The organism is Streptomyces malaysiensis subsp. malaysiensis (assembly GCF_040653035.1).
Taxonomy (GTDB): Bacteria; Actinomycetota; Actinomycetes; order Streptomycetales; family Streptomycetaceae; genus Streptomyces; species Streptomyces malaysiensis.
Genome location: NZ_JBEZNG010000008.1, coordinates 130,368 through 142,213, shown reverse-complemented (window position 1 = coordinate 142,213; position 11,846 = coordinate 130,368). Strand labels below are relative to the sequence as shown.

Here is an 11,846-nt window from a genome sequence, read left to right as displayed (position 1 = left end):
GGAAAAGCACAGCACAGCGGAAAGGCACAGCACAGTTGAGGGGCGGTCGCCAGTCGGCGACCGCCCCTCAATCGTTCATCCCTGAATTCTCAATGGCCCTGCTCATCGCGGCGCCGCTGCCACCGCTCCTCGATACGCGTCATCATCGAACGGCGCTGACGGCCCTGACGGCGGGGAGCCGCCCCGCCGCCTCCTTGCTGCGCCTCGCCGGGTTTGGGAGCCTTACGCCAACCGGTCACCGCGAGCACCGCGCATCCCAGCATGATCAGGAAGCCCACCACGCTGATCCAGATCTGGGGGACGATCACTCCGACCATGAGGAGTGCGATACCCACCAGAAAACCCGCGACCGCCTGGTAGACCCGTCGCCGGGTGTACGTGCGCAGGCCGCTTCCCTCAAGCGCTGTCGCGAACTTGGGATCTTCGGCGTACAACGCTCGCTCCATTTGCTCGAGCATGCGCTGCTCGTGCTCCGAGAGCGGCACGGAGTCCTCCTACTCGTCGGTCGCGGGGGGCGACCGGGGTGCGACCCTTTCAGGATAGGCAGGGAATCGCCCCCGTGAAACCCGCCCCTCAACGCCAATTCGCCCACCCCTTCGGGCGTGGCGAAAGTTGACGCTGAGACGTCCATTCCCCTCCCGCCGATTGGCCATGCCGGACGGTGTACCCCGATCATACGGCGCCGGACGTCCAAGCGGGTCTCCTGTGGCCGACTCCACCTGCACCGCCCGTCGTCCGGTGGGGCGGAAGGAGCGTTCAGTCCCGCTCGGCGAGAACGTGCAGCTGAGTGGCGACCGAACGGAAGGCGGGCAGTTCGGCGGCGGCCTCCTCCAGCTGCAACAGGGCGTCCAGCGCGCCGGGCTCGGTGTCCACGAGCACGCCGGGGACCAGATCCGCGAAAACCCGCACCCCGTGCACCGCGGCGATCTCCAGACCGGCCGCGGTCACCAGCTCGGACAGCTGGTCGGCGGTGAAGCGGCGCGGCATGGGGTCTCCGGAGCCCCAGCGGCCCTCGGGATCGGTAAGCGCTTGCCGGGCCTCGGTGAAGTGACCGGCCAGGGCACGGGCGAGCACGGCGCCGCCCAGGCCCGCGGCGAGCACGCTGAGGGTTCCGGCGGGGCGCAGGGCCGCCGCCGCGTTCCGCAGGCCCTCGGCGGGGTCGTCCACGTACTCCAGGACGCCATGGCAGAGCACCACGTCGTAACCGCCCCGCTCGGCCACGTCGAACAGCCCGTGGGCATCGCCCTGGACTCCGCGCACCCGGTCGGCGACCCCGGCCTCGGCGGCCCGCCGCTCCAGCGCGAACAGCGCGTTCGGGCTCGGGTCGACCACGGTGACGTGGTGGCCGAGGCGGGCCACGGGGACGGCGAAGTTGCCACTGCCGCCACCGGTGTCCAGGACGTCCAGCGCGCCGTGCACGGCCTCGCCCCCGACCGCCTCCCGGCCCGCGGCCTTGGCCCGCCGTTCCAGGGCGTCTTTCAGGACCTCCCAGACCACGGCGGTACGGAGGGACGCACGGGGGCGCTGCGGGTCTGACACGGCGGGTGGCTCCTCGGCGCGGTGCCGCCACCGCCCGGAGGCGGTGACGACGGCTTACTGACGTCGGCGCTCCCAGCCTATTGCCTCCATGGGGCCGGGTGCTCCGAGGCGGCCGAAGGGCCGCCCGGAGCGGACACGGGCCGTCCCCGACCGGATACCCACCCGCGCTGGGGCGGCCGGGGCCGCCGCCCTCCAAGCGGATACCGGGACGGCCGGAGGGCCCCCCTACAGACTCCCGCCGGGCCCGGCTCAGGCTCCCCCAGGCCCGGCTCAGGCTCCCGCCGGGCCCGGCTCGTCCCCCGGTGGGCTCTGGTGCGGCAGGGCGGGCTGCAACATCAGCATGCGCTCCACCAGCCGCAGGAACATCGAGGTGGCACGCAGCAGATCGTCCGCGTCCCGCCGGGTCGCCGCGCCCTCTATCCCCGCCTCGGCGCGGGCCCGGCGCTCGGCGCCGGAGGCGAACAGCGCGCTCCACTCGGCCAGTTCGGGAGCGACCTCCGGCAGCACCTCCCAGGCGCTGCGGATCCGGGCGCGGCGGCGCGCGGTGGGCTCGGGGCGGCCGTGCACGGCGAGCACCGCGGCGGCCGTGCGCAGGGCGGCCAGATGCGCGGTCGCGAAGCGCTCGTTGGGGGTCTCGAGTGTGGCGGCCTCTTCCAGGCCCTGATGTGCCTGAGTGAGCAGGCCGACGGCGGCGGGCGGGGCGGACGCGCGGCGCAGCACGGGGTGGACATCGCTGGCGGGACCGGTCAACGAGGGGGCAGGGGCGGCGGCACGGTGCCGGCGCGCTGCGGCGGTACTGGCCATGACGAACCTCCTGTCGTCGCGTGGCGGCCGGTCATGTGGTAGAGCGACCGCCGTATGGGCCCATCCTGGGGCACACCACTGACAATCGGCTCTGACCAGCGCGAACGACCCCGACACCAAGCCCCGCTTCACCATGCCGCATACTGTTTTTGCACTGACCAGTCAGTTCAAAAACCCAAGGAAGTGATCTGTGTGGGGGGCACCCCAGAGGCGGAGTCCGGGGCGGCGGTGACGGCCGGGGGACTCGGCGTCAAGGGGCCGCACGGCTGGGCGTTCCGCGGTGCCGGTATCGCCGCCGACCCCGGGTCGCTGATCGCGATCGAGGGTCCGTCCGGCTCGGGCCGCACCGCCCTGCTGCTCACGCTCACCGGCCGGATGCGCCCCACCGAGGGGCACGGCCGCGTCGGGGACTTCCGGGTTCCCCAACAGATGGCGCGTATCCGCCGGATCAGCGCGCTCGCGCATGTGCCGGGCGTCGCCGAGCTCGACCCGGTGCTCACGGTCGCCGAGCATCTGCGTGAGCGGGCCCTGCTGCGGCGCCGGTTCACCGACTCCCCGCGCGGGCTGCTGCGCCCGCGCCGTGAACGGGCCGCCGCGTCCCGGGCCGTGATCGACGCGGCCCTCACGGCCGCCGGGCTGGACCCCGACACGCTGCCCAAGGGGCCGCGTACGGCCGTACGGGACCTGGAGCGTATGGAGGCACTGCGGCTGTCGATCGCGCTCGCCCTCGTCGCCCGGCCGCGGCTGCTGGGCATCGACGACGCCGACATGAAGCTCTCGGACGCCGAGCGCGAGCGGGTCTGGGCGCTGCTCCGGGAGATCGCGGAGGGCGGCACCACGGTCCTCGCGGTGTGCAGCCAGGCCCCGGCCGGTGCGGTCGTCGTCCGTACCGGCCGGACGAGCGCCGCCGATGACGGCGACGAGAAGACGCAGCAGCCCCGGAAGACCGACGCGGACACCGTCGGCACACCCACCGCCGACGACAACCGACACGACGAGAACGAGGAGGGGGCGGCGGATGCGCTCGCCGAAACTCGCCGCGCTTGAGCTGAAGCGGTTCGGGAGGGGAAGGCTGCCGCGGGCCGCGCTCGCCGCGCTGCTTCTGCTGCCGCTGCTCTACGGCGCGCTGTATCTGTGGTCCTTCTGGGATCCGTACGGCAAGTTGGACAAGATCCCGGTCGCCCTCGTCAACTCGGACACCGGCGCCACCGTGCGGGGCGAGCGCCTCGCCGCGGGGGACGACATCACCGGCGAGCTGCTCGACAGCAAGACCTTCGACTGGCATCCCACGAGCGCCGCCGAGGCCCGTAAGGGCGTCGCGAACGGCACGTACTACCTCTCGCTGACCGTGCCCTCGGACTTCAGCCGGCAGATCGCTTCCAGTTCCGGCAAGTCCCCGGAGACCGGCGCCCTCAAGGTGCGCACCAACGACGCCAACAACTACATCGTCGGCCAGATCTCCCGCTCGGTCTTCTCCGAGGTGCGCGCCGCGGCCTCCGCCAAGGCGTCCCGCGGCTTCTACGACAACATCTTCATCTCCTTCGCCGATATCCACGGCGAGACGGCCAAGGCCGCCAAGAGCGCCGACAAGCTCGGTAAGGGCATCGGCAAGGCCAAGAAGGGCGCGGACGACCTCGCCGAGGGCCTGGCCAAGGCCAAGGAGGGCAGCCGCGATCTCAAGTCCGGGCTCGGCACGCTCTACAAGGGCTCCGGGACGCTCAAGACCGGCGCGGGCGGGGTCGCCGACGGCACCCAGTCCCTGTCCGACAAGGTCAACGACGTGGCGGCCAAGGTCCGCCCGTTCCTCAAGGAGCACGGCAAGGAGATCGGGGACGTCTCCCAACTGGTCGCCGACGCCTCCCGGAAGGCGTCCGACAACCTCGACACCCTGCCCGAGACGACCGCCACGGCGGCCGCCAAGGCCCGTAAGGCGTCCGACGACCTCGCCGCCGACCACCGGGCCCGCTGTGAGGGGGCGGTGCCCGCCGGCCCGGACTGCCCCGCGCTGAAGAAGTCGGTGGCGGCGGCCGGTACCGCCGCCGATGTAGCCGAGGACGTCAACCAGCTGGTGAAGGACCACACCATCGAACTCGATGCCCTCGGCGGCCATTTGGACGATCTGCACGACCAGGCGGTCTGGCTCGCCCACAACGCCCCGCACCTCGACACCGACCTCGACACCGCCGTACGGAAGGTCAACGCCCTCAACTCCGGGGCGCAGAAGGTCGCCGAGGGCGCCGGAACCCTGCACACCGGGCTGAACACCGCCAAGACCGGCGCCTCCGACCTCGACAGCGGCGTCGGCAAGGCGCGCGGCGGCGCGGACACCCTGGGCGGCGGGATGTACCGGCTCGTCGACGGCTCCGGCAAGCTCTCCGGCGGTCTGCACGACGGCGCCGCCAAGATCCCCGACTACGGCGAACAGGACCGTGACGACCGTACGGAGGTGATGTCGGATCCGGTACGGCTGGTCAACCAGGCGGTGCACAAGGCGCCCAACTACGGCACAGGTTTCGCCCCGTACTTCATCCCGCTCTCCCTGTGGGTCGGCGCCATGGTGGCCTACATGCTGATCCAGCCGCTCAACGGGCGCGCGCTCGCGGTGGGCGCCTCGTCCTGGCGGATCGCGTTCGCGGGCTGGCTGCCGGTCGCCGCGATCGGTGTGCTCCAGACACTGGCCCTGATGGCGGTGTTGCACTGGGCGATCGGCCTCCAGATGGTGCGGGCCGCGGGCACCCTCGGCTTCCTGATGCTGGTGACGGCCTGTTTCGCGGCGATCGTGCAATGGCTGAACGCCCGCTTCGGACCGGCCGGCCGGATCCTGGTGCTGGCCCTGCTGATGCTCCAGCTGACCTCGGCGGGCGGCACCTATCCGGTGCAGACCAGCCCCGGCTTCTTCAACGCCATCCACCCCTTCCTGCCGATGAGTTACGTGGTGGACGGGTTGCGCCGGCTCATCACCGGAGGCGGCCTTGGCCCGGTGTGGCCGGCCTGTGGGGTGCTCCTCGGATACACCGCGGCCGCCCTGGCGCTCACCGCGTGGTCGGCGCGGCGCCGGCAGGTATGGTCGCTGAACCGGCTGCATCCGGAGCTGAGTCTGTGAGCGGAGCAACATCGACAACGGGCACAATCGGCGCCATGGACAGCAGCAGCACACGCCGCCAGGCCACCCGGCAGAAGCTCTTCGAGGCAGCGGTCACCCTCATCGCCGAACAGGGCTTCTCCTCCACCACGGTGGACGAGATCGCCGAGCGGGCCGGGGTGGCCAAGGGCACGGTCTACTACAACTTCGCCAGTAAGACCGTGCTCTTCGAGGAGTTGCTCCGGCACGGCATCGAGCTGCTGACCGCATCGCTCCAGAGCGCCGCCGACGAGAACGCCGAGCGCGGCGGCAGCCATGTGGACGCGCTGGACGCCATGGTCCGGGCCGGACTGGACTTCATCTCCCGCTATCCGTCGCTGACCCAGCTGTACGTGGCCGAGCTGTGGCGCACCAACCGCGCCTGGCAGTCCACCTTGATGATGGTCCGGCAGCGGGCCATAGCGGTCATCGAGTCCGAGCTGCGGGCCGGGGTGGCCGCCCATGAGTTCAGCGGGGACATCGACATCCCGCTGACGGCGTCCGCGCTGTTCGGGATGGTGCTGGTGGCCGCGCTGGACTGGCAGTCGTATCAGCCGGAGCGGTCGCTGGAGGATGTGCACGCGGCGCTGTCACGGCTGCTCCAGGGCCGCGTCGGCGGAACCGTGGCCTCCGGGTAGCCGGCCGTCGCCCCGTGGCCCTTCCAGGGCCCTCCGGACGGCCTGGGGAGCGGGCGGAACAGCCGTCGGGTGAAAACAGAAGGCGCTGTTCCGGTCAGATGGACTTCAACCTGACCGGAGCAGCGCCTCCCCCCGTAACTCCCCCGTACTTCCCCCGTTGGAGGCTCCTGGTCCGGAGACTCCCGGTGACTCCCACCTTTCGTCCGGGCCCGCGCCGTTCCGCCGCCCCGTGCCGGCGGTCCGGCGCGTGGCCCTTCCGTGTGCTCCACTCTTCCGTCCGCGCAGGTGGCGGCCCATCCGCGCGGCTACTCATCTCCCCGGCTGAGTACGCGTACTCAGGTCTGCGCACTCGTCCCCAGGCGGGGTGACCCGGCTGTCGGTGGGGGCGGATAAAGTCACGGTCATGGCACGGATCGTGGTGATCGGCTCCGGGATGGGCGCCATGGCGGCGGCCGCCCGGCTGGCCGTGGCGGGCCACCGAGTGGTGGTGTACGAGCGCGGGCGGACCCATGGCGGCGGGGTCGGCCGCTTCGCGCGGGACGGATTCCGCTTCGACACGGGGCCAGGGCTGCTCCACCTGCCCGCCGTCTACCGGGATCTGTTCGTCAAGACCGGCAAGCAGACCCTGGAGCAGAGCGTCGAGCTCGTCCAGGTGGACCCGGCGAGTCGGCACCTCTTCGCCGACGGCACGGACGTCCGGCTGCCCAATGCCTCACGGGCCGGGGTGCTCCAGGCGCTGGACGGCGCCTTCGGCGCGGGCGCGGGCGAGCGCTGGAGCGATCTGGTCAACCGTGCGCGCGAGGTGTGGGACGCCACCCGCAGACCGCTCCTGGAGGAGCCGCTGCGCGCCGACTGGCGGGTCCTGGGCCGCGACCCCTATCCGGCGGCCCCTGTGCGGCGCGGCCGGCTCGGTGGCCTGTTCGGCCGGGGCCGCGCCGACGGCCCGCGCACGCTCGCCGAAGTGGCCCGCCGGGAGCTGAAGGATCCGCGCGCCGCGGCCCTCCTGGAGAGCCATGCGCTGGCGCACGGCCTCGACCCGCGCGCCGCCCCCGCCGCGGCCACCGTGCTGCCCTATATCGAGCAGACGTTCGGCACCTGGTATGTGGGCGGGGGGATGCGCGCGCTCGCCGATGCCCTCCATGAGCGCTGCCGCCGGCGAAAGGTCGAGTTCCATTTCGAGGCCGAGGTCACCGGCATCGTGGAGAAGGACGGCCGCGCGGCGGGCGTGGAGCTGGCCGACGGCACCGTCGCGGAGGCCGACGTGGTGGTCTCCGGTATCGACCCCGCGCTGCTGCCGCCGCTGCTCGGCGGGCAGGAACCCTGGCGGGAGGGCGATGTGCGGCCGGAGCCCGACCCGGGCGGCGGCACACCGGGGCGGCTGACCGTCTTCCTGGCGCTGAGCGGCGCCCGTCCCGAGGACGCCGCACACCGCACCGTGGTCCACGCCCCGGACCGGGAGGCGGAGTTGACCGCCGTCTTCGGCGACGGCCCCGGGCTCCGCGAGCCCTGCCCACGCCCCACGGTGACCGTGCTGCGCCCGGCCGACCCCGCGGTGCGCCCGGACGAGGACCATGAGGCCGTCACCCTCACCGCCGTCGTCGCCCCGCACGGCCCGGTGGACTGGACGGACGGCACGGCGGCGGAGCAGGACGCCGAGCGGCTGATCACGGCCGCCGAGGCCGCGATACCGGGGCTGCGGGACCGGCTGCTGTGGCATGAGGTGCGCACCCCCGCCGACACCGGCGCGGAGACGGGCGCCCGGGGCGGCGGCGTGCCGGGCCCGGCGCTCGCCGGAGCGGACGGCGCGTTTCTGCGGCCCGCCAACGTCACCCGGCTCCCGGGCCTGTATCTGGCGGGCGGCTGGGCCCATCCGGGCGGTGGGCTCGCCCATGCCGGGATGTCGGGCGCGCTGGTGGCCGGGCTGATCGTCGAGGGGGAGGACTGGCGCGGCTCCCAATAGGGCGGCCCCTGCGGCTCCCGGCAGGGCGGCTCCAACTCGCGGCAGAGCGGCTCCGAGCGGATCGGCTCCGGTGGCTCCTGGGAAACGCGTGAGCCCCGCTCTCCGGGAGCGGGGCTCATCCGGCGGCGGGGCTCACCCCGCCTCCCGGCTCAGTAGCGGTACTGCTCGTCGAAGCCCTGGGGGTAGCCCTGCCCTTGCCCCTGGTGCTGCTGCTGGTACGGATACGCCTGCTGGTCCGCCGCGGGCGCCGCGTCGCCTTCGCGCTGCTGCGGCACCCAGGGCCCGCCGGACTGCATCACGTCGTACCCCTGGTCCGGTGAGGGGTAGGAGGCGTCGGCCGCCCAGTGGTCGCCGCCATAAGCCGCGCCCCCGCCATACGGGTCCTGCTGGCCATAGGCCGAGTACTGGTCGGCGTACTGCTGCTGCTCGTACTGCTGCTGACCGTAAACCTGCTGGTCATAGGGCTGGGCCTGGGGCTGGGGCTGGGGCTGGGCGCCGCCGTACGGGTCCTGGCCGTAGGCCGCGTACGCCTCGTTCCCGTAGCCGTACTGCCCGGCCTGGCCCATCTGGTCCGCGTAGACGTCCTGGCCGTAGTTCTGGCCCTGCCCCTGGCTGTGGTCCTGCTGCGAGCCGTAGCCGCCGTACGTCTCGTACGCGCTGTAGCCGGCGGCCGCCGCGTCGCTGTACTCGCCCGAGGCCGGGGTGAAGGGGGACGGCTCCTCGTAGACGCCGTACTCACCGGTCTCGTCCGGCATCGGCTGCGGCTGGTAGGTGGGCGGCTCCGGCTGGGGCTGGTAGGTGGGCGGCTCCGGCTGGGCCGCCGGGACCGCCTCCAGGTCGGACACCTCGAGGATGGGCTCCTTGTCCACGCCGTCCGGCCGGGCGCCCCTCTCCTCGCGGCCGAGCAGCCCCGGCAGCCCGCCGCTCAGCGCCCAGCCCGCGGCGAAACCGCGCCGGAAGGAGAGCGTCACATACGTCTGGCCTATGGCGAAGGCGATCGCACCCACCCCGATCACCGGAACCGACGGGATCAGCACACCGCCGACCACACCCAGGAAGCCGACGAAGGCCAGCAGCCGCCAGCGCAGCCGCGCCTTGTACTGCAAGAGGACCTCGCCGAGCAGCCATAGCGCGACGACGCCGAAAGCGATGTAGAGGACCGTCCAGCCCATGCCCGCCCCTCTCAATGCGGCCGCCCGTCGGCTGCCGTCATCAGGACCGCTGACGCGGTCCCAGATTTCAGGACCGCTGGTGCAGTCCCAGATTCTCGTAGATTTCCAGCGTCGCCGGGGAGTGGTTCAGGGTAATGAAGTGCAGCCCGGGGATCTCCTCGGCCATCAACCGCGCGCACAACTCTGTGGCGTAGTCGATCCCGATCGAGCGTACAGCCGCCGGGTCGTCCTTCACCGCCAGGATTCGCTCGGCCAGTTCGGGCGGGAACGCGGCATTGCTGAGCTGAGCGAACCGCTCGATCTGCTTGACGTTCGTGACGGGCATGATTTCAGGGATGATCGGTGTCGTACAGCCCGCGGCGGCGACCCGGTCGCGCAGCCGCAGATAGTCCTCGGGGTAGAAGAACATCTGCGTGATGGCGAAGTCGGCGCCCGCGCGGCACTTGTTAATGAAGTGACCGATGTCGGTGTCCCAGTCCGTCGAGCGGGGGTGCATCTCGGGGAACGCGGCCACGCCGACGCAGAAGTCCCCGGACTCCTTGATCAGCCGGACCAGCTCGGCGGCGTAGTCGAGACCGTCGGGGTGGCTGATCCACTCCCCCATGGGATCGCCCGGCGGGTCACCGCGCAGGGCGAGCATGTTCCGGATCCCGGCACCGGCGTACTGGCCGATGATGTTGCGCAGCTCTGCCCTGGAGTGGTTGACGGCGGTCAGATGGGCTACGGGGGTGAGCGTGGTGTCCGTGGCGATGCGCTCGGTGACGCGCACGGTGCCCTCGCGGGAGGAGCCACCGGCCCCGTAGGTCACGGAGACGAAGGTGGGCGAGACGGCTTCCAGCCTGCGGATGGCGTTCCACAGCGTTTGCTCGCCCTTCGCCGTCTTGGGGGCGAAGAATTCGAAGGAATACGACTGCTCGCCCGACGCGAGAAGATCACGCACGGTCCGGGCGCGATCGGTCCTGGTGGAAGCGGTGCCTAGGGCCATATGAGCAGGCTATCGACCTGGCCCGGTTACGCCCACCCGACCTCGGAGATATGGGGGTTTTGCCAGCTTTCTGTCCGGAGTGCGGACAGAACTGTGCGCCAGCGCGGACAGAACCGCGCGGTCCTGACCGGCGGACGAGCCGAGCGGGATGAAAACCGGGTGAAAGACGGGTGAAGAGCCGGGTGGGGCATGGTCAGGTCAGGTCCGGCCCGTGTCGGGCCGGATCCGTGTCGGGCCGGAGACGTGCCAGGCCGGAACCGTGTCGGCCGGGCGCCAGGCCAGACGCCAGGCCGGAACCCGGTGGGCGGCTGAACCCCGGTCAGACCGCGCGCACCCGCTTGGCCAGGTCCGCCGTCGCCGCCGCCGGGTCGTCGGCGGCCGTGATGGCCCGGACCACGACGATGCGGCGGGCGCCCGCCTCCAGGACCTGATCCAGGTTGGAGGCGTCGATTCCGCCGATGGCGAACCAGGGCCGATCCGTGCCCAGCGCTGCCGCGTAGCGCACCAGGGGCAGCCCCGGGGCGGGGCGGCCGGGCTTGGTGGGGGTGGGCCAGCAGGGGCCGGTGCAGAAATAGTCCACACCGGGCTGCACGGCCGCCGCGTCCACCTCCGCCTCCGCATGCGTGGAGCGCCCGATCAGCACGTCCTCGCCGAGGATCGCGCGCGCCGCGGGCACCGGCAGATCGCCCTGGCCCAGATGGAGCACATCCGAACCGATGGCGTGTGCGACATCGGCCCGGTCGTTGACGGCGAGCAGCTTGCCGTGCCGACGGCAGGCGTCCGCGAAGACCCGGAGGTGCTCCAGCTCCTCGGCCGCCTCCATCTCCTTGTCCCGGAGCTGGACGATGTCCACCCCCGCCCCCAGAACGGCGTCCAGGAATTCCGGCAGGTCGCCCTGGCGCTTCCGGGCGTCGGTGCACAGGTAGAGGCGGGCGTCGGCCAGCTGCTCATGAGCGGTGGCGGTGGTGGACATGGATCGGCTCCCCCGGGAGGGTCGGGCGGCGTACGGGCCGTGAGTGGAGCCCGGCCCGTACGCCGGATGCGACAGCGAATTACGAGTACGCGAAAACGACCAGCCCTGTCCCAGCCCCGTACGAGTGCTGTACGAGCCCCGTACGGAACGCCGCGGAAGGCTGGGCGCCGGCGGTGTCGGACAGCGGGCGTCAGACGGCGAGCGCCTGGGCGCGCCGCTTCACTTCCGTACCGCGATTCTCGCTGAGTGCCTGTGCCGGGGTGCCGGGCAGGCTCGGATCGGGGGTGAAGAGCCACTCCAGCATCTCTTCGTCACTGAAGCCGTCGTCCTTCAAAAGCGTCAAGGTGCCCACGAGGCCCTTGACGACCCTTCCTTCACCGATGAACTCCTCGGGCACCTGAAGCACCCTGTTCTCGCCACGGCGCACCGCGATCAGCTGGCCCTCCTTGACCAGCTGCCGAACGCGTGTCACCTCGACCCCTAGCCGCTCGGCGACATCGGGGAGGGTGAGCCAGGCGGGGACGAGAGCATCGATCTTTGCGTCAATCTCGGTCACGGAACAAGCCTGCCATCTGGGACTGACAGTGGGTAGCCGGGCGCCCGGCGCGCGGGCCGCCCGCCCCGCCCCGGACGCCCCGTCCGGCGGCCGACCGG

General features: G+C 72.0%; 11 protein-coding genes. 4 read left to right on the top strand and 7 right to left on the bottom strand.

Going from position 1 to position 11,846, the window contains the following annotated elements; translation table 11 throughout:
• Window positions 1-89 precede the first annotated feature (89 nt).
• The 3 genes from AB0E24_RS18445 to AB0E24_RS18435 form a co-directional block, all read right to left on the bottom strand.
• A complete protein-coding gene (locus AB0E24_RS18445; protein WP_069870194.1) occupies window positions 90-485 on the bottom strand; it encodes an SCO2097 family morphological protein in 396 nt (131 codons plus the stop codon).
• A gap of 271 nt (window positions 486-756) precedes the next feature.
• On the bottom strand, window positions 757-1,539 hold the full coding sequence (locus AB0E24_RS18440; RefSeq protein ID WP_069870196.1) for a methyltransferase: 783 nt from the start codon (window positions 1,537-1,539) through the stop codon (window positions 757-759).
• A gap of 270 nt (window positions 1,540-1,809) precedes the next feature.
• Window positions 1,810-2,343 (bottom strand): SAV_6107 family HEPN domain-containing protein, encoded by a 534-nt coding sequence (locus AB0E24_RS18435; protein WP_079257287.1) that lies wholly within the window; start codon window positions 2,341-2,343, stop codon window positions 1,810-1,812.
• 192 nt (window positions 2,344-2,535) lie between these two features.
• On the opposite strand from AB0E24_RS18435, the gene AB0E24_RS18430 reads away from it, so the two are divergent.
• The 4 genes from AB0E24_RS18430 to AB0E24_RS18415 all read left to right on the top strand — a co-directional run bounded on the left by AB0E24_RS18430 (window position 2,536) and on the right by AB0E24_RS18415 (window position 8,062).
• Window positions 2,536-3,390, top strand: coding sequence for an ATP-binding cassette domain-containing protein (locus tag AB0E24_RS18430; protein WP_359378215.1), 855 nt, complete (start codon window positions 2,536-2,538; stop codon window positions 3,388-3,390).
• Window positions 3,362-5,446 (top strand): YhgE/Pip family protein, encoded by a 2,085-nt coding sequence (locus AB0E24_RS18425; RefSeq protein WP_359378212.1) that lies wholly within the window; start codon window positions 3,362-3,364, stop codon window positions 5,444-5,446. Before AB0E24_RS18430 ends, AB0E24_RS18425 begins: the two co-directional genes overlap by 29 nt.
• Before the next feature lie 35 nt (window positions 5,447-5,481).
• Window positions 5,482-6,102 carry a TetR/AcrR family transcriptional regulator gene (locus AB0E24_RS18420; protein WP_359378210.1) on the top strand — a complete coding sequence of 207 codons (621 nt, stop codon included), beginning with the start codon at window positions 5,482-5,484 and terminating at the stop codon, window positions 6,100-6,102.
• A 403-nt stretch (window positions 6,103-6,505) separates the two neighbouring features.
• A complete protein-coding gene (locus AB0E24_RS18415; RefSeq protein ID WP_359378207.1) occupies window positions 6,506-8,062 on the top strand; it encodes a phytoene desaturase family protein in 1,557 nt (518 codons plus the stop codon).
• A gap of 149 nt (window positions 8,063-8,211) precedes the next feature.
• Here AB0E24_RS18415 and AB0E24_RS18410 read toward each other — a convergent pair whose 3' ends face one another.
• From AB0E24_RS18410 to AB0E24_RS18395, 4 genes are all read right to left on the bottom strand, one after another.
• Window positions 8,212-9,234, bottom strand: a complete 1,023-nt coding sequence (locus AB0E24_RS18410; protein WP_232639861.1) for a hypothetical protein — start codon at window positions 9,232-9,234, stop codon at window positions 8,212-8,214.
• Window positions 9,235-9,301: 67 nt separating this feature from the next.
• Complete coding sequence (gene metF / locus AB0E24_RS18405) at window positions 9,302-10,219, bottom strand: methylenetetrahydrofolate reductase [NAD(P)H] (RefSeq protein ID WP_069870210.1); 918 nt, start codon at window positions 10,217-10,219, stop codon at window positions 9,302-9,304.
• A 319-nt stretch (window positions 10,220-10,538) separates the two neighbouring features.
• Window positions 10,539-11,192 (bottom strand): thiamine phosphate synthase, encoded by a 654-nt coding sequence (thiE, locus tag AB0E24_RS18400; protein ID WP_079257292.1) that lies wholly within the window; start codon window positions 11,190-11,192, stop codon window positions 10,539-10,541.
• 190 nt (window positions 11,193-11,382) lie between these two features.
• A complete protein-coding gene (locus tag AB0E24_RS18395) occupies window positions 11,383-11,748 on the bottom strand; it encodes an Rv2175c family DNA-binding protein (RefSeq protein ID WP_069870214.1) in 366 nt (121 codons plus the stop codon).
• Window positions 11,749-11,846 lie beyond the last annotated feature (98 nt).